General features: G+C 59.1%; 16 protein-coding genes. 8 read left to right on the plus strand and 8 right to left on the minus strand.

Annotated elements, in window-relative coordinates; all coding sequences use genetic code 11:
* Positions 1-458: 458 nt before the first annotated feature.
* From H281_RS0124885 to H281_RS0124915, 7 genes are all read right to left on the minus strand, one after another.
* The gene (locus H281_RS0124885) at positions 459-1,406 is read right to left on the minus strand and encodes a glycosyltransferase family 2 protein (RefSeq protein WP_020069848.1); all 948 of its coding nucleotides are present in this window, start codon (positions 1,404-1,406) and stop codon (positions 459-461) included.
* Positions 1,403-4,027 carry a glycosyltransferase family protein gene (locus H281_RS0124890; protein ID WP_020069849.1) on the minus strand — a complete coding sequence of 875 codons (2,625 nt, stop codon included), beginning with the start codon at positions 4,025-4,027 and terminating at the stop codon, positions 1,403-1,405. Before H281_RS0124890 ends, H281_RS0124885 begins: the two co-directional genes overlap by 4 nt.
* Before the next feature lie 230 nt (positions 4,028-4,257).
* Positions 4,258-5,190 (minus strand): NAD-dependent epimerase/dehydratase family protein, encoded by a 933-nt coding sequence (locus H281_RS0124895; RefSeq protein ID WP_020069850.1) that lies wholly within the window; start codon positions 5,188-5,190, stop codon positions 4,258-4,260.
* Positions 5,187-7,085: a glycosyltransferase family 2 protein gene (locus H281_RS0124900; protein ID WP_027804922.1), complete on the minus strand. Its 1,899-nt coding sequence runs from the start codon at positions 7,083-7,085 to the stop codon at positions 5,187-5,189. Before H281_RS0124900 ends, H281_RS0124895 begins: the two co-directional genes overlap by 4 nt.
* Positions 7,086-7,140: 55 nt before the next feature.
* On the minus strand, positions 7,141-8,271 hold the full coding sequence (locus H281_RS0124905; RefSeq protein WP_020069852.1) for a glycosyltransferase: 1,131 nt from the start codon (positions 8,269-8,271) through the stop codon (positions 7,141-7,143).
* 301 nt (positions 8,272-8,572) lie between these two features.
* Positions 8,573-9,028, minus strand: coding sequence for a GtrA family protein (locus H281_RS0124910; RefSeq protein WP_020069853.1), 456 nt, complete (start codon positions 9,026-9,028; stop codon positions 8,573-8,575).
* 139 nt (positions 9,029-9,167) lie between these two features.
* The gene (locus H281_RS0124915) at positions 9,168-10,601 is read right to left on the minus strand and encodes a mannose-1-phosphate guanylyltransferase/mannose-6-phosphate isomerase (RefSeq protein ID WP_020069854.1); all 1,434 of its coding nucleotides are present in this window, start codon (positions 10,599-10,601) and stop codon (positions 9,168-9,170) included.
* Positions 10,602-11,046: 445 nt separating this feature from the next.
* Between H281_RS0124915 and H281_RS0124920 the strand changes: the two genes are divergently transcribed.
* From H281_RS0124920 to H281_RS0124940, 5 genes are all read left to right on the plus strand, one after another.
* Positions 11,047-11,892 carry a glycosyltransferase family 2 protein gene (locus H281_RS0124920; protein WP_020069855.1) on the plus strand — a complete coding sequence of 282 codons (846 nt, stop codon included), beginning with the start codon at positions 11,047-11,049 and terminating at the stop codon, positions 11,890-11,892.
* Entirely contained in the window at positions 11,889-12,845 is a 957-nt protein-coding gene (locus H281_RS0124925) for a UDP-glucose 4-epimerase family protein (protein ID WP_020069856.1), read from the plus strand. The genes H281_RS0124920 and H281_RS0124925 overlap by 4 nt, the downstream gene beginning before the upstream one ends.
* 14 nt (positions 12,846-12,859) lie before the next feature.
* Positions 12,860-13,885 (plus strand): MraY family glycosyltransferase, encoded by a 1,026-nt coding sequence (locus H281_RS0124930; protein ID WP_408735245.1) that lies wholly within the window; start codon positions 12,860-12,862, stop codon positions 13,883-13,885.
* A 5-nt stretch (positions 13,886-13,890) separates the two neighbouring features.
* A complete protein-coding gene (locus tag H281_RS0124935) occupies positions 13,891-15,774 on the plus strand; it encodes a polysaccharide biosynthesis protein (RefSeq protein ID WP_027804924.1) in 1,884 nt (627 codons plus the stop codon).
* Positions 15,775-16,166: 392 nt separating this feature from the next.
* A complete protein-coding gene (locus H281_RS0124940; RefSeq protein WP_020069859.1) occupies positions 16,167-17,999 on the plus strand; it encodes a hypothetical protein in 1,833 nt (610 codons plus the stop codon).
* Positions 18,000-18,587: 588 nt separating this feature from the next.
* On the opposite strand, the gene H281_RS0124945 is transcribed toward H281_RS0124940, so the two are convergent.
* Positions 18,588-19,685 (minus strand): MraY family glycosyltransferase, encoded by a 1,098-nt coding sequence (locus H281_RS0124945; RefSeq protein WP_020069860.1) that lies wholly within the window; start codon positions 19,683-19,685, stop codon positions 18,588-18,590.
* A 252-nt stretch (positions 19,686-19,937) separates the two neighbouring features.
* Between H281_RS0124945 and H281_RS0124950 the strand changes: the two genes are divergently transcribed.
* The 3 genes from H281_RS0124950 (at position 19,938) to H281_RS36985 (ending at position 23,634) form a co-directional block, all read left to right on the plus strand.
* On the plus strand, positions 19,938-21,587 hold the full coding sequence (locus H281_RS0124950; RefSeq protein ID WP_020069861.1) for a methyl-accepting chemotaxis protein: 1,650 nt from the start codon (positions 19,938-19,940) through the stop codon (positions 21,585-21,587).
* 799 nt (positions 21,588-22,386) lie between these two features.
* Positions 22,387-22,743: a hypothetical protein gene (locus H281_RS0124955; RefSeq protein WP_164701937.1), complete on the plus strand. Its 357-nt coding sequence runs from the start codon at positions 22,387-22,389 to the stop codon at positions 22,741-22,743.
* A 504-nt stretch (positions 22,744-23,247) separates the two neighbouring features.
* Positions 23,248-23,634, plus strand: coding sequence for a hypothetical protein (locus H281_RS36985; RefSeq protein WP_164701939.1), 387 nt, complete (start codon positions 23,248-23,250; stop codon positions 23,632-23,634).
* The last annotated feature ends 160 nt before the right edge of the window (positions 23,635-23,794 follow it).

The following is a 23,794-nucleotide window of genomic DNA, read 5'->3' on the forward strand; positions in this document are numbered from 1 at the left end:
TCAGCCTCGCGACGGATAATTTTTTGGGCTTCTCCAGGGGCGAATTACCGATTGGCAACGAAAAGACGCCGCGATCATGGGGGACAATCTGTCCGATCTCAGCATCAATCGCGCGAGCAAATCCCGAATGGTGTCCGCACATTTTCGGGTACGACCAGAGTGCGGACATCAAATCTAGTTCAGGGAAAGTTCGTCACGGTTCTGCGGAATCAAACCTCTGACTGACGTCTTCTTGGGAACATCACAGTTGAGCCGCGCATCACGCCTGCGTTTCATTCAAGGCAGAATGCTTGACGTTTCGCCCTTACATTCAGGATCCCCATGACATCAGCGCAGGCATATTACCAGCTTGCGTCGGCGAATTTCAGTGACGGGGCGCGATGCGGCCGAATGAGTCGAGCTAGTTAATGCTGGGATTGGCCGGAACAGCTGGACAGGTGCGGCAGAGTACCGACTCTTCAAGCCGGTTCAGTCCGCTCCACGGTGCTGAAAGGCAAATACTGCAGATACGCCAGCAATCGCACTTCCCTGCGCCCGCGGCTGACGGTGTCCAATATCATCCCCGTCATCAGACTCAACGATGCCAGTATCACGAGGCTCATCGACAGAATCGCCGTCGGCAGGCGGGGCACGAGTCCCGTTTCCAAGTATTGCACGAGAACCGGTTCGACCAGCACCAGCGCGATCAACGCCAGCAGCGCGCTGATGCAGCTGAAGAAGAACATAGGCCGTTCGTGGCGGATCAGTTTCATTATGAGCATGAGGATCCGGTAGCCGTCGCGATAGGTGTTCAGCTTGCTTTCTGATCCTTCGGGCCGGCCGCGATACGGGCCCTCGACGTGCGAAATCGGCATGGACAGTTCGAGCGCGTGGATGGTGAGCTCGGTCTCGATGTCGAAGCCCGACGATAGTGCGGGAAACGATTTCACAAAGCGTCGCGAGAACACCTTGTATCCCGAGAGCATGTCCTTGACACGATTGCCGAAGATCTTGCGCACAACGCCCGTCAGCATGCGGTTACCCAACCGATGTCCCCCACGATAGGCCGCATCTTCGGTTTCCTTGCGGATGTAGTTCACCAGATCGTACGGACCGGCCATGGCCGTGCGCAGCATGTCGGGCGCGAGACCGGCCTCATAGGTATCGTCGCCGTCGACCATGATGTAATGGTCGGCGTCGATGTCGCGGAACATCCGGCGCACGACGTGCCCCTTCCCCTGCTGCGTTTCCGTCCGCACGATCGCGCCCGCCTGCGCGGCCACGATTGCCGTCTTGTCGCGGGAATTGTTGTCGAAGACATAAATCGCCGCTTCGGGGAGCGTCTCCCTGAAGTTACGGACTACCTTGCCGATGGCGATTTCTTCGTTGTAGCAAGGAATCAGTACTGCGATTTTGTGCGGCCTCATTGACGTTTCCTTTGTTGCGATTTCGTTTTTATGACGGGCATGAACAACATGCTACAAGCGACGAGCATGGCGGTCCACGCCCAGATCATGTGCGGCGGTTCGTAGCTGAATACGACGCTGCTTTCACCTGCAGGCAAAGTGATGGTCTGGAACAGATCTTTATGTTCCGAGATCTGCGCGAGTGAACCATTAACCTTCGCCGACCATCCGGGAAAGAACAACTCGCGGCGCAGCAAGGTCGACGGAGCGGAGCAGTACGCCGTCACACGCTCCCGATCATGCGACGTGATCTGGCACGCCTGACCAAGCTCTTCGAAGTACGGCTTTGGTTGGCCCAGCTCGTAGATGTTCATGACCTGGTCGGCGAAGACCTGCTTCCCCAGCGAAGGCTTGTCATCGCGTATCACCAGCTTGATTTGCAAGCCGTGGCCCGTGAGCAGGCCGTCGAGGCGTTTCAGTTGCTGGTCGTCGGCGGGTTCGTGCACGGTTGTCATCCACAGCGCGAGCGGCTTGCTGCCGCCGCTGCGCGTGAATCGGTAATTGACAACGGAGCGAGCTTCGACAGGCAAGGGGCGCGCCAACGGGATGTAGAACATCGAGTTGTCGCTCGATCCGTTCAAGTCCCGCTGCCCGCTCGCGCAGACGGAGTCGACGCAGACTTCCGCTGTGATAATACCTTCCGACGTATTGCCATAGTTGCCGATCAACATGCCGATGTGATCTATCGTGACGGTTTTGTCGGTTAGACCCGGTGGCAGCGTCCCCGACACGACTTCGCCCGGCATGACGGGCAGCGCGGATTGCGTCGCGACATCCGTCTTACTGGAGAGTGTCGAAACGAACGGGTTGTCGCCGCCGCGCGCGATCACGTATTTGACGCCGATCCATTCATAGTTCTCCAGATGGCGGACGAGTTCCTGGCTGGACGTCGGCACGGTGGAACCCGCTGTCCGATAGTTGCCGATGAATGCGATGGGATCAGCGTACGCATCGAGATTCGCGCGAATCCAGTCGACCCAGCGCCGGTTGATTGGCAAGTAGTTGTGGTTGATGGCGGCGATGCCAAAGTACGCGCCGTAGTTCGCCTGGATCGGACCCAGCGAGTAGACGCGCTGCAGTCCGACGTTTTTTTGCAGAAAGCCGATCGCGTCCATGTCCACTTCGCCCGAACGTGGGTTACTCAGCGTCGGAACGGTGAACATCAGCACGCTGTCGACGACGAGAAACACGGCGATTGCCGTGGCGGCCCGGGCCGGACGGCAGTGCAGCATGATCGTGGCGAAAGCGCCGACGGAAATCACGCCCCACGCGACGGACGCCAGCGCCGCGTTCCGGACGGCCACGGAGTCGCGAAGGTGGTGCCAGAGCAATCCCGTATAGATGACGCCCGCGAGCAGCAGCAGCGCGGCGAGGACCGTGATGCGACATAGATACGCGGCCCGTTCGTGCTGTTGCCCTCGAAGGTCATCAAGAGCCTGCGCCGCCAGGATGATGAACGAGAGTTCCCAAGTGGGCACGGCATAGCGATAGAACGCGGCTTGCGCGACGCCGGGAATCATGTTCCACGACGCGCTCACGACAGGCACATTGAACGATTTGCCCAACGCCATAAGCAGCCAGCACAGCAGCAGCCAGGTAATCGCCGTGCGTCGCAGCATGACGCCATACAGTCCGACGACCACCACTGCAATGCTGACATAGCCCCCTATACCGCCCCAGATCGCGCCCAGCCGGTCCCAAGCCGCCGCGCCGGACGCAATTGAGCCGTAGACATACGGGAACAGCAGACTGGGCAATACGCCGGCCGGGTCGAGCGCCGAATGGGCGAACCCGCCGTCATGGCCACCGAGCCACGCGTGCGGCAGAAACTCGAAGAACGCAAGCACTTGTGGCGCGCCGAGCGCAAGTCCGACCACACCGCCGATCGCAAGTCTCACGATGAACGCCAGCCTGAATCCAGGCGCCTGCCGAAAGCGCAAAAGCGCCCATACAAGCGCGAGCAGGCCGTTCAGATACGCGGTTTCCGGAAAGCCGGCGACGAGGTTCATCCACAGCGCGACCGCGAATAGACGCCAGCCGCGAGGCATCCCGAGCGCAGCTTTGGCGAACACGCGGTCGACGCCCCACAGGATCCAGGGCAGGAAGGGAACGGGCAGCGCGGGCGCGTGATCGAACCAAGCGAGCGCGCCGTTGAACGCGAACAGCATGCCGCCCGTTGCGGCGGCGAGGCGGCCGAGCGCGAGTTGACGGAGCAGGCCGTAAGCGCCCCAGCCCGCGATAATCTGCAGCAAGATGTGCTGCAGCAGCATTCCGTTGGGCAAGAGCAGCATCAGCGTCGGTGGAAAGAAAACGGCAGGCTGATATTCGGCCGCGAGAGGCAAACCGACGCCTGAGAAGTAATTCCACCAGGGAACGATTCCGCCGATCCAGTCCAGCGCGGCACGATAGCCGAGCGCTTGTGCGGTAAAAGCGTTGTTTGGGTCGAGGTATGGAAAACCCGGGGTCAGACCGGGCCGATAATTCCGCGCAACGGCGCCCAGATACAGCATCGGGTTCGCGTGATAAAGACCGATTAGTCCCGGCAGCGCCGCAACGATGGGCAGCGCAATGAGTAAAAGCAACGGAATGGCATCCGTTCGCTGAATACGCCAAATAATCGTTGGCAAAAGGTCATCCCCGAGTGGAATTGGAACTCACCTGATTGCGCGCGGAAGATCTTCCGTTGCGCTTGTCAAACCGCGTCGCGGCATGATATCTCGATACTCATGTGCAGATGCCTTGTCCGGTCGCTACGATGCTAGGCGTATGACCGGTCCGGTATTTGGGCGCAAATCGATCGCGTTGCGCGGTGTTATTCGTGAATCTGGGCGCGTAGCCACGCGGCCGTCATTTTTATTCCCGCGTCCAAGTCAACCTTGGGATGCCATTCCAATTCTCTTTTTGCCAATGTGTTATCGAGCACGCTGGCGGGAACATCGAAGGGACGGCCCGGGCGGTAGCTCCGTTCAATCGGGTGTCCGAGTATCGCTTCGATCTTGCCGACGATTTCGTTCAGGCTAGTGCCGTAACCCGAGCTGACATTGAACACAGATTCCGTACCATCATATTGGACTGCGCGGGCGAATGCTTCGGCGACATCTCCGATGTAGAGATAGTCGCGAGTGATCGTACCGTCTCCCCAAATCTCGATTGGCCGCCTTCTGAGCGCCTTGTCGAGGAAAACGGCGATCGCACCCTGTGCCGTCTCCACGCGCTGCCTTTCCCCGTAAGGGTTCGCAACGCGCAGGATGTTTGCTTTGATCCCGTATTGATACTGGTAAAGAAGCAGATACTTTTCGATCGCCAGTTTGGTAATCCCGTAGGAGACCTTCGGGTTGGTCGGGTGTTTTTCGTCGACCGGCAGGTAAATGGGATCGCCATACACGGTTCCCCCGGAAGAAATGAATACAATCTTCTTCACGCTCTTCGCGACCATCGCGTTGAGCAAGTGTAGCGTCGCAACTAGATTGCTCTGGACGTCGTAGATCGGATCGTCATTTGAGCTTTTCGGCAGTGTCGTCGAGACCAGATGAACGACGATGTCGGTACTGTCGATGGCTTCCGTGATGTCGTGCACGCTCATGAGATCACCGGTCATCCAGCGCACATCCTCACCATTGTCGAACCGCCGGTAAGGGCCGACACGCGCACGCTCGAAAACACAAATCTCGTGGCCATCGCGCAGCAGGCGGTCGACGATCGTCGATCCGATGAACCCGCCGCCGCCGAAGACAGTGATTCTCATGCTAATTCCTTATTTTCGTGCGGCGCAGCATGGCCCGTCAGCGGTTCGACCCGAGGAGGCCAGGCGAGGGAAAAATCAGTCCGGTCTAATGCCAGATTCGGACTGTAGGCGGGATCGTATCGGAGCGACTCACTCCAGCGCTGATGCATATAAGCGACCTCGCGAGCGAAGCGCGCCTTTTTTTCCGGATTGTCTTCGGTGCCGCGTGTTGCTGACTCGTGATGGTACAACTCTGCGTAGGGTGTGTAGACATTACGATAGCCGGCCTGTCTGACACGAAGACAGAAGTCGACGTCGTTGAACGCGACTGTCAAGTCGACCTCGTTCAATCCACCTACCTGCTCATAGATCGCCTTGCGCACGATCAGGCAGGCCGCCGTCACGGCCGAGAATGAACTGATCAGGGCGTTGCGGGAAAAATAGCCAAAACTGTCACGCGGGAACAGTCTGTGCGCGTGGCCTGCGACGCCGCCCATGCCGACGACGACTCCCGCGTGCTGGATTCTTCCATCCGGGTATAGCAGTTTCGCCCCGACCGCACCGATGCCTGGCTGGATGGCCAACGACACCATCTCGTCGAGCCACCTGTCGGAAATCACTTCGATATCGTTGTTGATGAGGCCGATGATTTCTCCGTTGGCGCTTGCGATCGCGCTGTTATTGAGCGCTGAATAGTTGAACGGGCGGTGGTCGCGAATCACCCGGATATTGTCCGCAGATGCGAGACCGTGCAGGTAGTCGAGTGTCGCCTTCTCATCGGAGCCGTTATCGACAACGATGATCTCGTACGGAGCGTATGTAGTCTTGATGCGAATGCTATCGACGCACTGCTTTAGCAGATTGACGCCATTGCGAGTCGGGATGATCAGACTGACAAGCGGCCGATGCTCAGGCAAACCGTAGCGCGCGCGATAGCCGTAGGCAAGACCTTCAACGCTACCGTCGATGCCCCGCCGCCCGAAGTGCTCGTTCAGAGCGCGCTCGCCGGCCACCACCGCGTAGGGTTTGGCGTCTCCCGACGCAGCCGTGCTGGATGGATGGACTCGCCAATGATAGAGAACGCGCGGGATGTGCGCGATCGCTTCAGGGCCGATGCGCTCCAGGCAACGCAGAGCGAGGTCATAGTCCTGTGACCCTTCAAGGCCTACACGGAAGCCGCCGATTTCGTCGAGCAGGCGTTTCTGGTACACGCCGAAGTGCGAGATCATGTTGTGCGAGTAGAACAGGTCAATGTTCATGTCGCACTTGAAATACGGCTCGTGACGCCGTCCGTTTACGTCGATTTTGTCTTCGTCGGAGTAAATCAGCCGCGCATCGGGCTTGCGGGCAATCTCTTTTGCGACGCAATAGAGCGCATGCTGCGCGAGGAGGTCGTCGTGATCCAGCAACCCGACCCAGTCGGACGTCACGAGTTCCAGTGCGCTGTTTGAAGCCGCCGAGATATGCCCATTTTTCGCGCGAAACACGACGCGGATACGTGCGTCTTCCTGCATGTACCGTTCGAGTAGGGGGCGGACCTTCGCGCTCGTGGACGCGTCGTCCGCAATGCAGAGTTCCCAATGCGGATAGATCTGGTTGCGAACGGAATCAATCGCTTCGGCCAGCCATACTGGATCGGCATTGTAGGTTGGCATGACTACGGAGATGCGCGGCGGCATAGCCATCGCCGCGATTTCTAACTGGATCAGGCTGCGGGCGCCTTCATCAAGGCGGTCATACAACTCTATCCAGTCGGCGTAGTCCCGACCGGATATCGCGCTATTGCCAGCGCGCCGTCTCAGCCCGGTCAACCCTTCGCGGCTGTACACGGCCAGGCTCCTTTTCCACAGGGAATAGGCGCCGTCGCGCCTAACAAGGCCGATCACTCTGCGGGCGAGGTTGACATATCTTTTCATGGTGAACTGAGCAGTTTCTAAGGGGTGGTCCTAAGCAGAGTCGATGGCCGCTAGCCTACTTGTGCCATGTCAACGTGGAGGACGCCGCATAGTTGAAGACCGCCCCAAGAATCGCCCCAGCGAGACCGGCAATGATCTGGTTGGGCTCGCGTTCAAAGAGCCAGCTGGATGCACCGACATTGGCGAAGGTACCCAGACTGCACACCACATAAAATGTTGCCATGCCGAACAGGAATTTTATGCCCTTTAGCCGCCGATCGCGGTAGGTCAGCTGGTTATTCAGAACAAAATTCCACGCGATGGCCACCAATGTGGCCGTCAGTTGCGCAGTAGGGAAGGCGAAGCCGAAGGCATGAAGCGCGACCTGCAGCATGGCAAGATGCACCGCGATACCCGTGGCACCCACGATCAAAAACATTAGAAAGCGGATCGGAAGATAGCCCCCCGATAATTTGGAGCACAACAGTCCGAGGTACTCGGCCGTCACCAGACTGTCGAGCTTGGACTCGCCTGCGATCCGCTGTCTGAAGTGATACGGAATTTCGACGGTCTTCAAGGGAGTCGGCGTCGATGCGATGATATCGAGCAGGATCTTGAACCCTTCCTCCGAAAGCTTCGCGGTGACGGCGTCCACTCGCGTCCTCGGCAGCATGAAGAAGCCGCTCATCGGGTCACTGACGTCGATATGCAGAAATTTGCGCGCCAGATCGGTGGCCAAATTTGACCCCCATTGCCGGATTGGCGACAGCCCTTGGCTAGAGGCGTCTTCCCCCGAATATCGTGTGCCAATGACAAGATCTGCGCCGTCGCGAATCGCCTGGTACATTTTCGGCAGGATCGTTTCGTCGTGCTGGAGGTCCGCGTCCATGACGGCGACCGTCGGCGCCGAGCTGGACATGATGCCCTCGATGCACGCACCGGACAGCCCTCTGCGCCCGACCCGGTGAATACAACGAACGCGCGAATCCTTGTGAGCAATTTGCTTGACAATTTCGTATGTCCGGTCAGGACTATTGTCATCTACGAAAATCACTTCCCACGCGATATCGCGGAGGACCAGATCGAGCCGCCGGACGAGTTCTCCGACATTTGCCTTTTCGTTAAACGTCGGAACAATGATAGAAAGTTCGGGGGCAAGCAGGTTCTGCGCGAGCGCGACCGAAGGTTGTGAGTCCGTAGAATGCATGGATGGCGTTCTCTTGAGCAGTGTCTTTGAATTCGAGGGAAGAGTCACTGGCGCGCTGGCGCCGATTTATCAGGGGCGTTCCATCGGTTGCTAGCCTTGTGGAGAGGTAGAGCCCGACGATGCCGCTAGCCGCGCGTCCCTGCAGGGTAGCCTCTCTTTACGAACAATGACGCGGCTGGATTCGGGGTCAAGCCGCCAGCCGATGTAGTTGACATTGTGTAAGGCCGGAGCCGTCACTCTCGTGCGCAGAAGTGCAGCGGCGATGCAACGGAAAACGAAGGTGGCGGGATGGTGTTAAGTGTTAACCCACAGTCGTGCGGAACTGTTCATCGGACTGAGCCGATGGTTTCCGGTGTTTGAACAAGATCATGCGCGACGTCATGAAATTGACGAACATGCCCGCGATGCTGCCGACGGCAACACCGATGATCGGGTGCGTCGCCGCGACGGGATATTTTGACACTGTGAACGCATACGCCGAGTAGTTGACCGCCCCGCCGATTAGCATCAGCAGCAAATAAACGGCGAACTCATATTTTGCGTCTAGCGACGAGCGCTTATCCTTGAACGTCCACGTGCGGTTGATGAGCCAAGTCGTAACTACGGCGCAGACAAAGGACGTCCCTCGGCCGTAAAACAAGCCGATATGACCTTTCACCAGGTAAAGGACGGCAGTGTCGACAACAAATCCGATTGTACCGACGACTCCGAATGCAAAAATTTCCCTAAGGAACGCGATCGAGAAGAAACGAGTCATAATGTGATTGCCCTCGTGGGGTTCTACGGCCCACGCCGTTTGCGCAAGAATATCCTTCTCTCGTCGCAAGAATGCCAGGTGGCGTATGGTACATGATCAGCCACCGGGCGACGAGAGCCTCGCTAAACGCCGTCCGCGTTCACGTCCTTTCATGTCTGCCATAGCGGTCATCGAAACGGATGATGTCATCCTCGCCAAGATAAGCGCCGGATTGCACTTCGATCAATTCGAGCGGAATCTTCCCAGGATTTTCGAGCGCGTGAATATTTCCAACGGGAATGTAAATCGACTCGTTTTCCGTCAGCAGCGTTTCATTCTCTCCGTTCTTGACACGTGCGGTTCCCGAGACGACCACCCAGTGCTCCGCCCGGTGGTGATGCATCTGCACGGAAAGCCGGGCTCCAGGATTGACGGTAATTCGCTTGACCTGATATCGCGATCCGCGGTCGATGCAGTCGTAGCTTCCCCACGGCCGGTACACCAACCTGTGTTGTACAGCCTCTGAGCGCCCGTCCTGCCTCAGCTTTTCAACGATCTGCTTAACGTGTTGAACGTCATCTTTGTTCGCGATGAGGACGGCGTCATCGGTGTCCACAACGATGAGGTTGTCAAGTCCGACGGCCGCGACTAGCCTCCCGCCCGACGACTGAAGGAAGCAGTTTTCGCACCCCAGTTCAATGACGTCGCCCTTCGTGACGTTTCCGTCATCGTCCTTGTCTGCGACGTCCCACAGCGCCGACCAGGAGCCGACATCGTTCCAGCCGGCATTGAGCGCGACGATAACCGCTTTGTCCGTTTTTTCCATGACGGCATAGTCAATAGAGTTCTCCGGACATTGTGTGAACGCTTCCTTATCGAGTCGCACAAAGTCGAGGTCTTTCGTGGCCCTGTCCAATGACTCAACACATGCCTTCAGCATGTCAGGGTCGTACCTTTCAAGTTCGTTGAGATAAACCGACGCGCGAAACAGGAACATGCCGCTGTTCCAGAAATACTCACCGGACTCCAGATACGCTTGTGCGGTAGCCAGATCCGGTTTTTCAACAAAGGTAGCGAGCCGCTTCACTTGGCCTTGCTCGCCTGGCTGCGCCCGCAAGTAGCCGTATCCCGTTTCGGGCGCTACGGGCTCGATTCCGAAAGTAGTCAATGCGCCTGTCTCGGCGCTGTGTGCTGCGGTGTCTACGGCCCGATGGAAGGCGTCGACATCAGCGATGACGTGGTCGGCGGCAAGAACGAGCAGAAGCGGATCGGGGTGATCTTTCAACGCTTGCAGCGCCGCGATGGCTATGGCAGGCGCCGTATTCCGCCCGACCGGCTCTAAAATGATTGTAGCGTCCCGCGAAGTGTGCTCACGAAGCTGCTCAGCGACGATGAACCGATGGTCATCTTGACAGATCACCATCGGGCTGCCGAGTCCCGAAATTCCCGCCAGCCGTGCGAGCGTTTCCTGCAGCATAGTGCGTTCCCCGGTTAGCGCCAGGAACTGCTTGGGGAATAACGCCCTGGATAGAGGCCACAGGCGCGTTCCGGAACCGCCAGCAAGGATGACAGGCACGATAGGTAGGTTCGCCATGGAAGGTCTCGAGCAATAAGTTCTGGATGACGTGCGCAGTCACATGACATGAAAACGCTAGATGGGCGCAGCGGGGCGGTGTCAGAGCGCGGAATGCGGCATTGTGCCAAATCCTGTCAATCCGGTACATCGGGACGCATCGGAATCTGGACGCAACCACTTTTTTGTCGCCGGCCCGCGGTGTAATTGGGCTAGCCCGAGAGGCTACGGAGAACAGCGCGGCGATAAGTGCCGTGGCCTCGTAACTTTCCTAAGGGGCGGGTCTGTTACCGGACATTGTCCCGTTTACGCTGAAGTCGTTAGAAAATGCTACACCTCCTGTGGTATCTCGCGTGGCAAAGCGAAAAACGGCTTGCCGAACGCCCACATTTTCCGCACACTTGCGAGTTCGATATGGCCCCTGTCTTATGAAAGTGTCGCTGAGAAGACACATTGCATCTTCCACATGAACACTACGCGTGAGCCCGGTAACGAGCTTAAGGGTCTCTCTGTGTCACTGGTCGTCTACCGGCCTGACATCCAACAGCTGGTGCAGACGCTGAAAAGCCTTGCCCGCGCTTACGGGGCGCTTAAAGAGTCGCATCCTGCGTTCGCATTCGACGTCTGTGTCGTCGACAACGGCGGGCTGCCAGACATGACGGCTGCCTTCGACCTCCTGCGCGCGCGTGGCGCAACCTGCTCGGTCATAGCCGGGCAGGGCAACGTCGGCTATGGCCGCGGACACAATCTGGCGATTGAGCGTGCGGCGAGCCGCTACCACCTCGTGCTGAACCCGGATATCGATCTCGACCGGCAGGCGCTGGCACGCGCGGTGGATTTTTTCGAAAGCAATTCGCAAGTTGGCCTGCTTTCGCCTCGCGTCGGAGACGAAGACGGTCGCCTTCAGTATCTCTGTCGCCGCTATCCGACGTTGGTCGACTTGTTCATCCGCGGCTTTTTGCCGGCGCGCGTGCGACATTTGTTTGCGGGGCGCCTCGCGCGCTATGAGATGCACGACCTAATCAACGAGTGTGACGTCGTTTGGGATCCACCCATCGTAAGCGGCTGCTTCATGCTGTTCCGAACGAGCGTGCTAAAGAAGCTCGCCGGCTTCGATCCACGCTATTTTCTTTACTTCGAGGACTACGACCTAAGCCTACGCACCCACGAATTCGCCCGGATCGCCTATTTGCCCGCAGTGCGCGTGCTGCACCACGGCGGCGGGGCGGCCCGCAAGGGATTCGCGCACGTTCGCATGTTCGCAGCATCTGCGTTCAAGTTCTTCAACCGATTCGGCTGGAAGTGGCTATGAGTCATGTGGTCGTTAGCGGGGCAAACGGGTTCGTCGGGCGCGCGCTGTGCCGCGCGCTGCTCGGCGCGGGCCATTGCGTGACAGGTCTCGTGCGGCGCTCCGGCAACTGTGTGGACGGCGTTACGGAATGGGTCGATGCCAGCACCGACTATCACGGCATTGCACACAACTGGCCCGCCAACATGAAAGCGGACTGCGTCGTGCATCTTGCGGCGCGCGTGCACGTGATGCACGACACGGCGGCGGACCCTGAGACGGCGTTTCGCGCGACCAACGTCGACGGCACGCTGCGCCTCGCAGCGACGGCCCGGCGGCATGGCGTGCCGCGCTTCGTGTTCGTAAGCAGCATAAAGGCGGTCGCGGAGCAAAGTCGCGGACAATCGCTATGCGAGAATGATTCTCCGCGCCCCGAGGATGCTTACGGCCGCTCGAAGCGCGCGGCGGAAGATGCGCTGATCCGTATGGGCGACGACACCGGCCTAGAGGTCGTAATCGTGCGGCCACCACTCGTGTACGGACCGCACGTGCGCGCTAACTTCCTGCGTTTGATGGACGCCGTTTGGCGCGGCGTACCGTTGCCGCTCGGCGGCGCCGATGCGCGGCGCAGCATGGTGTACGTTGGGAACCTAGCCGATGCGCTGGTCCATTGCGCGACCGACGCGCGCGCTGCGCGCCAGTGCTTTCACGTTGCGGACAGCGATGCGCCGACCGTCGCGGAACTGGTGCGCTCGCTCGGGCGCCATCTTGGCAAGCCTGTCCGGCTGTTGCCCGTACCAGCCGCGTGGCTGCGCATGGCGGCCCGGCTGACGGGGCAATCGTCGCGGGTTGACCGTCTGCTTGGCAGCCTGCAGGTCGATACGTCGCACATTCGCGACGTGCTCGGCTGGCACCCCCCGTTTTCAACCGACGAAGGTCTGGCGGCAACCGCCGACTGGTATCGTTCGACTCATTGAGCCCGCTCGTGCCGATGCAAGATTCACTGATGATGGCTCTGTGGACACTTCCGCTCGTCGCGGTCGCGGCCGTCTGGGTGTGCGCGGCGATACTGCTTGTTTTGCTGAAGACAGGCCTTGCCTGGCGCCTCGCGACCGACATCCCGAATGACCGCTCGCTCCACGTGCGCCCGACACCGCGCGTCGGCGGCTGGGGCGTCGTGCCCGTCGCCGTCGTGGCGATGCTGCTGGTTGCGCCGTCGCTGTGGTTCGCCGCGCTGGCGACGGCCTTCCTCGCCGCCGTGTCGCAGGTCGACGACCGCCGTGGATTGCCCGCGCGCGTCCGCTTCGCCGCGCATCTGATCGCGGTGACCGCTCTCGTCGTGCTGTTTCCTGCAGTCGCGCCATGGTGGGCGCTGTGCGCGCTGGCCTTCTTGATGATCTGGCTGGTCAATCTCTACAATTTCATGGATGGCGCGGATGGCCTTGCGGGTGGCATGGCGCTGTTTGGCTTTGCCGGCTACTCGGCGGCAGCGCTCCTTTCCGACCATCCGATGCCAGAACTCGCCTTGGCATCGGTCGCCATATCGGCCGCGGCGCTCGGCTTTCTGTTTTTTAATTTTCATCCGGCCCGTGTTTTCCTCGGCGACGCGGGTTCAATCCCGCTCGGCTATCTGGCGGGCGCGCTGGGCTACTGGGGGTGGCGCGGCGGTGCGTGGCCGGTGTGGTTTCCGGCGCTGGTGTTTGCGCCGTTCATCGGCGATGCGTCGGTTACTCTTGCAAGGCGTCTGACGCGCGGCGAGAAGTTTTGGCAAGCTCACCGCGAGCATTACTATCAACGGATGGTTCGCTCAGGCGTCGGCCATGCAGCCACCGCGTGGGCTTGGTACGCCGTCATGTTCATCGGCATAGCGCTTGCATTGTTTGCACTTGGTCGTTCCCCGGCCGTTCAGTGGAGCACCGTGGCGGGGTGGACCGCAGTGCTGGGCGTTACCGGGTTCCTCGTCGACTTGCGCTGGCGTCGGTTCCAGTCAACACCGTCCCAACAATCCGAGGTATGACGCTGATGCTCAGATCCAAGGCCGCCTGGCTATCCTTCAGCGCTTTTCTCTTCGACTTGGCCGCCGTCTCCGGCGCGTGGCTGGTGGCCTACGTGATCCGTTTCAACGGCGAAGTGCCGGTTGATTTTCGCGACGGCGCGCTGCGCGCCCTCTTCTGGGTGCTCCCAGTCTACGGCGTGATGTTCCGCATTTTTGGGCTGTATCGTGGCATGTGGGTGTTTGCGAGTCTGCCCGACCTCGTTCGGATCGCGAAAGCAGTGACCGCTGGAGCTCTCGTCGCCATGGTCGTATCCGTCCTGGTGCAGCCTTCGCCAATAGTGCCGCGCTCTGTCCTTGTCGTCTCGCCGCTCTTTCTGTTTCTGGCTATGGGGGGCGCGCGGGCGCTCTACCGCGCGACGAAAGAGTTCTACCTTTACGGCGGACTAGTCGCTCAGGGGAAGCCTGTCGTGGTGCTCGGTGCCGGTAACGCTGGTGCCAGCCTCGCCCGCGAGTTGTCGCGCTCCAGCGAATGGCGCCTCGTTGGACTGCTGGACGATGATATCGCCAAGCACGGCCGCGAAATTTACGGCTACAAGGTTCTCGGTTCAATCGGCGAATTGCCGCGAATGGCCGAGGAGTTGAAAACCGAATACGCGATCATCGCCATCCCTTCCGCGTCGGTGGATGTCCAGCGTCGCGTTGCGACGCTGTGTGTGAGAGCGGGCGTGCGTGCACTCGTGCTCCCAGCATTGACCGATGTCACCCAAGGTCAGGCATTCCTTTCCCGCGTGCGCCAGATCGACCTGGAAGATTTGCTTGGCCGTGACCCGGTTATGATCGACACCGACCACGTCGAATCGCTGCTGAAGAACCGCGTCGTTATGGTGACGGGCGCGGGCGGCTCCATTGGCTCGGAATTGTGCCGGCAGATTTTACGCTTCGGCCCCGTGCAACTGGTGGCGTTCGATATCTCTGAGTTCTCAATCTATCGGCTCAACGAAGAGCTCGCCGACAGGTATCCGGACGTGTCGGTGATCCCGATCATCGGCGACGTCAAGGACTCACTGCTCCTAGATCAGGTGATGGCACGTTACAGCCCGCACATCGTCTTCCACGCCGCGGCATACAAGCATGTGCCACTGATGGAAGAGGTGAACGCCTGGCAGGCCGTACGCAACAATGTGCTCGGCACCTATCGCGTGGCGCGCGCGGCAATCCGTCACGACGTCGCGCGTTTCGTGCTGATCTCGACCGACAAGGCCGTCAACCCGACCAATGTGATGGGCGCGAGCAAGCGTCTTGCGGAAATGGTGTGCTCGTCCTTGCAACAGCAGGGTGCGCGGTGTACGCAGTTCGAGACCGTGCGATTCGGCAATGTGCTCGGCAGCGCAGGCAGTGTGATCCCAAAGTTCCAGGAACAGATTGCGCGCGGCGGCCCGGTCACAGTCACGCATCCGGAAATCACGCGTTTCTTCATGACGATTCCCGAAGCGTCACAGCTTGTGCTGCAGGCGTCGAGCATGGGGCATGGAGGTGAAATTTTCATCCTCGACATGGGCAAGCCTGTGCGCATCGCCGATCTTGCTCACGATCTGATTCGTCTCTACGGCTTTACCGACGAGCAGATTCGCGTCGTGTTTACAGGCCTGCGTCCGGGCGAAAAGCTCTTTGAGGAACTGCTTGCCGATGACGAAACTACGACGCGTACCCCGCATCCAAAACTGCGTATTGCAAAGGCGCGCGAAGTGCCGGACAGCCTCATCGACAACCTTTTGCCGTGGTTAATGCAGCACCGCATTCCCACCGACGACGAGGTTCGCCGCGACCTGCGCCGTTGGGTTGCCGAATACCAGCCGGCCACGTTGAGCGCATTGCGCAACGTGGCTGTCCCGGTAATGCGTGTCTCATAGCTGTCTCGCGACGAGAATCGTCGTGACTGAACCGCAGGGGCTAAGAAGCCAAGCGCGATGCGCAGAATTGAACCGCCAACTTTGAACCGTAGTCCGTGAACGAGACAATAGTTGTGACAATGTCCAGTCCTATGCAGTAAGCGCGAGTCAAACATGTTGAGCGGTAAGGAATGTCCCGCCAGGACCCCTCCGCATTTGTTGCGCTCAACACCTATGGGCGACACGAATTCGCCCAGTAGTCGAGATACTTCACGAAACAATCTTGAGGGAGCGTGTCGATAATTGGCGCACTGTCGAAAGTCGTCGATTGGACTTCATCGGGGCGAAGCTTTGGGTATTCAGATAACGCTAACGGGTTGGCAAAGATGGAAACACCGCTAAAACCGAGAACAATGAAAGCATTGCTCGACACGTTTCAGTTACTGGACCTGAATTCGCGAAAGGCCACGGTACGCGCATGCGTGACAGTTCCGGTGCTATTTGCCATATGGTCTTTGTATCTCGGGCAGGACCGGAACTGGGACCTGATGAATTATCACTTGTATAACGCGTTCTCATTTCTGAATGGGAAGCTTGGCGTTGATTTCGCGCCTGCGGGAATGCAGACGTATTTCAATCCAGTGCTGGACGTCTTTTACTTCGGGCTCAATGAGATACTACCGGCGCCGATGGTGGGCGTGCTGATGGGCTACCTTCACGGTCTTAACTTCGTTGTTCTGGTGGGCATCGCGCACGAGGCGCTACCGGATCTGCCGGAGGAAGATAAATATAGGACGCCGCTGCTCCTCGCTGTTGCAGGAGCGATTACTGCAAATTTCCTGTCGGGGGAAGGCAACTCGATGGGAGATGACACCACCGCCATCTTTATACTCGGTGCTGCCCTTTTGCTGCTTCGGCAGTGGCAGACGATGGCGGCCTTGACTCCGCGAAGCGCTGGGCAACTGGTCGCGGCTGGTTTTTTTGCTGGCCTTGCGATGGGTTTGAAACTCACCAATGCCACGTATGCCGTCGCGCTGTGTTTCGCGTTGCTGTTTGTTCCGGGATCTCCGACGACGCGGGTTCGCGTTGCGTTCGTTTTTGGCATTGGAGTGCTGGCCGGCGTAGCGCTGACGGGCGGATATTGGATGTGGGTCCTCTGGCAGAAATTCGGAAATCCTTTTTTTCCGCAGTTCAGTTCTATTTTTCCGCACCCTTTAACTCCACCGGTTGGCGTGTCTGACAGGTCGTGGTTACCGCGCAACCTCTTCGAATACATAGCTTGGCCCTTTGTTTTCGCGCTGGATTCAAAGCGGGTTGGGCAGGCGCGCTTACATCAGATCATCTGGCCGGTTGTATACGTGCTCTTCATCGCATTCGTATGCTGCCGGCTGTCCCGGGTGTTGTCGCGGCGTCATCAAACCAGGCTTTCGCCAAAAGCACGTTATCTCCTCGTGTTTGTAGCGATAGGGTACATCTTGTGGATGGTGGTTTTCAGCATCTACCGCTATATTGTCCCGATCGAGATGCTAGCGCCTCTTATAGCGTATTTGCTGCTGACGGGAATGTTCCCTTATGCGACTGCACGCCGGGTTGCTGCTTTTCTTCTCGCTGCTACGAGTGCAGTAGTGCTGTTCGGCGGCGTTGAGACTTGGGGACACGAACGCTGGGCGCTGCGTGCATTCCGTGCAGATGTGCCAGTGCTTGATAAGGGGGCTACGCTCGTGCTTGTAGGAGGCAACCCGGCATGGGCGTGGCTCGCGCAGTTCTATCCAGTCGACGCGGCCTTCACGCAAATTGACGGTAGCTTTCCGCTGACACCGCTTTACGATGAGCAAATAATCCGGATGATCCGCTCCCGAAATGGTCAGGCGTACGCAGTGGTCGAGGGCAAATACAACTGGCGAGCAGAAAGCGTCGCCAACATGAACGACATCTTTCAGCTGTTAGGACTGGGCCGAGGGGCGCAACAGTGCGATCTATCCGAGCGTGTGGTCAGGAGACTTCATTTGCATGCTCGCCTGGTGTGGAATGCCCCGGCGAGCCGAGATCAGGTCTGCCACCTAGACATTCGCAGCGACGACGTGCGCGACATTCGAAAGGAAAATGCCGATCTTATAGATGCCGCTCAGTCAGTTGCTGAAAGACATGGACTCCGCATAAACGCGACGACCTGTACGGATTATCGGGCATACATAGGGCAGGGAATTTTCCCCTACCAATTGTGTCGGATACGACCCGTGCCCTGAAAGTGCGCGTTTCGCGTTCTCCTTGATGGCCGGCGCCGCAGCGATACGATTCGTGGCTTCAATGTTCCACATTACCGGCCTTCGTCATCTCGCCGCGAAGCCGCCTAGGTCTAGCACTTGGCCTTGCAAGGCTGAGCACAAGCGCGCCCGCAGCGCTCTCAGACACCGATGGACGGCAATGACCAGGAGCACATTCGAGAAGGGCAGATGGCGTCGTCAATCGAAATCACCCACGGTACCGAACTGGCGCAAAGTCTACAAGGGTCGAATGCCAGATGTGAGGAAAATGAGCGCCCACTCTTGCCACCGCCTAGGACCGCGCACTGGACGGTCCAAGCAGCTGTTCGGTTTCGACTTAGGAGTTTCTGCAGTCAGCAGGCATGCTGACTTGCGAAACCCGCGTAAGCGTGAGAATTGCGTCAGAAGTGAACACGGCACGGTCGGATCCATGGCGTGAGGAATGAGTTCGTCCGACGATCGCATGCATGCGAAGGCCCCGCCGTGTAGGTGAGCTACTATGCAAGACAATAAGTGGTAGGCGAGACGCCGAGAAACGACAATCGGAGACGCCTCGTGATGGAAGCAACATCACTTCCCCTTCCTCACCACCATCCACCGCGGCGACTTGAACCGGACAATGCTCACATAGAGCCACACGTAGGTCGCCGCGAACACCACCACGAAGCAGAACAGATGCAGCGTATGCCGCCAGAACAACGTGGCCGGCACCACCGCGATCAGACATAGCAGCCACAAATAAGGCGACGTCAGCGAATTACGCCGCGTCAGTTCGCGTGCGGTACGCGCGCCGACCGCCCAACGCATCAGCCGCTTATAGACCAGCATGTGCAGATGCACGCCATCCGGAATGCCGGGCGACATGCCGCGAATAAACTTCTTTCGATAAATCGAGAAACACGTCTCGAAGATCGGGTACATGAAGAGCAGTACCGGATACCACGCGGACACGTCGCGATTGCGCATGACCAGCATGATCGACAGTTCGGCAAGCATGAAGCCGATGAAGTACGCGCCGCCGTCGCCGAGAAAAATCAGCCCCGCCGGGAAGTTCCAGATGAAGAAGCCGAGCACCGCGCCCATCATCATGAACGACGCCGACAGCACGATCGGATCGTGCACCTGGAAAGCGACATAAGCGAGCGACGCAAACATCATGAACGCCACCATCGACGCAAGGCCGTTGAAGCCGTCGATGATATTGATCGCGTTCGCAAGCGCCGCCACCGCGAGCACCGTGACCGCGCACGAGATCACCGCATACGAGAGCAGGAAGTCGAGCGGCGGCACGCTGATGCGCGTGACCGCAATGTCCAGCAGAAAATACGCAAGCGCCGCTGCCGCCATCGTGCAGACGAGGCGCGCGAGCGGCGACACACGCTTGGTCAGATCCTCGACGAGACCCGAGCCGAAGGCCGGCATGCCGCACGCAATGAGCCCGAGAATGCCGCCCGATACCGCCGGGTAGGCATAGCGCAGTTGCACGGCCGAAACGATCAGCCCGACGAGAATGCCCGTTCCGCCGATGCGCGGCACCGGGCGCACATGAAACTTCTGTACGCCGGCCAGATCGGTGTCGGTCGAAAATTTTTCATGCAGATGCGCATAGCGCACGATCAACAGCGTGATCAGCAGTGAAACGATAAAGCCGAGCGCAAAACTAAGCATGAAAGTGGGCCTGAGCGAAGACGCCGAATTATACAAACGAAACGCGAGACGCCCGGAAAAGCGCCGGGCTCGCAAGAGCCGCCATAAATCCCAGATAGTGAAGCGCAAATCGCGCGCAAACCCGCGCCAGTCATGGATTTCACCTATGTAGCGAGGGTCGCGCCGTGTCGTTAACCTGGATGCGGCGACGTGTGCGCAATGCGGGCGGATAGAACACTCGCCGCGGATCGACAAGACGGTTCCGGAGACCCAATGCTAAATAACATCACAATTCGTGGCGGCCTGACGCTGGTGATCAGCGTATTCGTTGCCTTTCTGCTGACCGTAATCGGCGTTGGATATGGCGCACTGAAGCTTGCCAACAGTAGCCTCGACGACACGCAGCGCAGCGCAGCGGCGCTCTCGCATCTGAAGGCAAGCTCGGAGAAGCTGCTGCAGGTGCAACTCGCGCTGGGCTCTTATCAAACGCTCTTCAGCGTCGGCAAGCAAACCGACGACCTGCTGCCCGCCGCGCACAAGGTGCTGGTCGAATCGAACAAGGACTTTCGCAATTACATGGCGGGGCCGTTCTCGAGCGACGCGGAGCAGAAGCTCGCGCAAAACGTCGAGCAGGCCCGTAACGCGCTGGTCGATAAGGCAACCGAACCGGAGTTCAAAGCGCTCACCGACTTCGACTTCAATACGTTCCGCAATATTCAGGGCGAGACGGCGAACGGGTTTTACTCCACGTATTCGAAGGCGATCGACGCGCTCGAACATGCGCAGACCGAGAACCAGCACCGCCAGGCCGGGACCGCCGCTCAACGCTTCCAGATTGCGACGCTTCTCTTTGCAGCAATCGGCGCACTCGCCATCGTGATCGGCGTGGCGGCGCGCGTTGCGTTGTCGGCGGCGCTCATCAAGCCGGTCAATGCCACCGTCAAGCACTTCGAGCGGATGGCTGCAGGCGATCTGACCGTGGCGATCAAGAGCCAGTCGCGCAATGAAATGGGCCAGTTGCTGAGCGCGCTGACGAAGATGCGCGACGGTCTCGTCGACACGGTGTCGCAAGTGCGCGGCAGCACGACGGCCATTACACAGGGCGCCAATGAAATTGCGTCGGGCAACGCAGACCTGTCCGCGCGCACGGAGCAGCAAGCCGCGGCGCTTCAGCAGACGGCGGCGAGCATGGAGCAATTGTCGGCAACGGTGAAGCAGAACGCGGACAACGCGAAGCAGGCCAACCGGCTCGCGCACGGCGCTCTCGACACGGTTACGCGCGGCGGCAAGGTGGTGTCGCGTGTCACGGAAACGATGGACGGCATCAGCGAGTCGTCGCGCAAAGTGACAGAGATTATCGGCATGATCGAGGGCATTGCGTTTCAGACCAACATTCTCGCGTTGAACGCGGCCGTGGAAGCGGCGCGTGCCGGCGAGCAGGGGCGCGGCTTTGCAGTCGTGGCGTCGGAAGTGCGCAGCCTCGCGCAGCGCTCGGGCGCGGCGGCGAAGGAGATCAAGGAACTGATCGGCGATTCGGCGGCTCAGGTCGAGCAGGGCGCGTCCCTCGTGGCCGAGGCGAGCCGCACGATGAACGAGGCGATGCAGTCGGTCGAGCGCGTGACCGGCATCATGGGAGAAATCGAGGCCGCCGCGCTGGAGCAGAGCGACGGCATCGAGCAGGTCAACAAGGCCGTCTCCCAGATCGACGAAGTCACGCAGCACAACGCGGCACTCGTAGAGGAAGCGGCTGCGGCGGCGAAATCGCTGGAAGAACAAGCGAGTGTGTTGCGCGACGCGGTAGCGGTGTTCCGGCTTGATGCCAATGTGTCAACATTGGCTGTCCGTGATCGAGTGGCATTGAATTACGGCAGTCACAGTGCTGCATCGCCACGAAAAGACACATTATCTGTTCAGGTTATTTAGGTCCTGTCGCGTCTGTGTGCGGCCGGTATCTTCGCATCTAATGCGGCACCGGGATCGATGCCTGCTGCGGTCGAGCACGGCGGTGAGGGAAATGCCGCATCGCTCCTGCCGGATCGCTCAGGGCGATCCATGAAGCCATAATGTGGCCGATCAAGGTGCCGTCGCGATGAACGAAATTACGGCGTTCCAGTTGACACCGGGCAAGGGAACCGGGGACAGGCCGCTTGACAGATTACCAAAATCACGCAGCGCGAAACGAGGCGCCTGTCGAGGAAGCGGTCCCGGGAGCCAAAGTCGCAGAGTTGGCAGGCGCCGGTGGCTCCCCATTCAATAAGGTCCTTCTGGTTGACGATGCTGCGTCAGCCACAGGCGGGCCGTCCGCGGGCATCGCACGGCGCAATCTCTTCCGCCTTCGCATTACGCAAGCTGTCGCGATAATGCCCCGCTGGACTGTCAGAGTTGTGTATGCGGACATCGTCGTGCGGTACGTCGAGATAGCCCCATCCCGAATGAATGTACATGGCGACGCGAACAGGGAACCCTAAGTCACTGTAAGTGGTTCGCAGTCTGACTGCCCACTTGTGAGAGCGCCGCCTCGTCATTTCTTCGCCTGCGTTATGACGCGAAGCAAACATCCTGCAACCACCTTCGTCCCCGTAACAGCAAACCTGGCGCACAACTTATCTTTGGAAATGGCAGAGCGCCAGACAAACAGACAGTAATTCGACCAATTGTTCAGGTTGCATGACGAAAGGTGTATAGGAAACTGAGGATGCCTCTTCAATCTAAAGAGATCTCCATGTCACTGATCCCACGCCCTGTCACGTCACCCAGGCGCACAGCTCGCCAGCGATACACGGACCGCGTCCAAGCAGTCGCGCACGGTCAAAACTCTTTCGACATCCTTATCGATGGACAACTGCGCTTCCGTTTGGAAGGCGAGACGCAGTGGCCGGCCCAATGGCGACTCTATGCGATCAGGGAGGGCGCGCGCGCTGCCCAATGTCTCGCGATCGAAAACGAATATTGGGATGTCGTCTCGCAACTGGAGAGTGGTGCGCACTGGATGCAGGTCGAGGACATTCAATCTGTGGCCCGGAAGGCATCCGGCGAGTCTACCTACGTCCGCTGGCCGGAATATATTCGCGGTCGCTGATCGACGACCCGGTAGCGGTGTTCATCGTGCAAAAGCCGTCAGGGGCTGCGACGGAGTGGACGGTAAGTGCAACACTTTGCCATCGCGCGACCTATCAGACGCCCCTTACGCGTCCGCCGAGCGATGCAAAACTGGCAATTGAACCGCTCGAACGTGCTTCGGCGATCAGCGCACGCACGAGCGACAGGAAGGCCTCGTACACGTGGACATACCGTTCGTAAACGACTCTTCAAGCACCCAAAGAAATGAAGCCAGTCAAACCTGCGCGCCGCGCGTCAGTCAAGCTGAGAACCGCGCGTCAATCAGGATGAGAATGCAGGCGCAGCCCGGGGGGGCGGTGACGGGCGGAGCCCCGAAACGGCGACGCAACGCCGTGCCGGAAGCGCTCGCATTTAGCACAGAGCCTTGCCGGTGGTCGCGGTGGATAGGATATGAACGAGTCTATCTTGCAACGGAGGCCGCCGTGCCCGGACGACACGTCAACGACCACAGATGACGCTTTACATGAAATACAAACGCACAGAAAGGCCGTCCACGGCGGCCGCACGCGCTGGATTCAGCGTTGCCACGGCCTATCGCATAGAAAAAAATCCGCATTTGCCTTCGAGCAAGAAAGCGCCGCACGAGCGGCGGCACTCTTATCTTCTGGCAGAGATCTTCGAAGCGGAGATCGTCCCGCTGCAGCAGTCTGGCCCGTGCCTTGTTTGGGGAGATGCTTCGCGACACCTGCAGGACACTATCGGGCCCACGCGACCATTAAATCTCAAGCCACAGATCCATCCTCGCCGCGACAATAGTTTATTCGACCCAGATTGCGCTCCTGATGCGCCCCCCACTGGGCACGCAAACAACGCGGAATCTCATCCGCAAGTCAGCTTGCTTGATACGTGACTTTAGCTAGTATGGGAAGCAACCGCCGCGCACAGCAGCGCAAGCGCTACCGGAATGCCCTGAGGCCACGCGACGTGGAGCACGCGCAATATCCCTCTTAAGAGCCTGAATGAGAAAAAAAAACGATCCAAGCCTCTTCCTAATGAGACGTCCGAGCAGC

Origin of the sequence: Paraburkholderia caledonica, assembly GCF_000383275.1 — a bacterium.
Classification (GTDB): Bacteria; Pseudomonadota; Gammaproteobacteria; order Burkholderiales; family Burkholderiaceae; genus Paraburkholderia; species Paraburkholderia caledonica.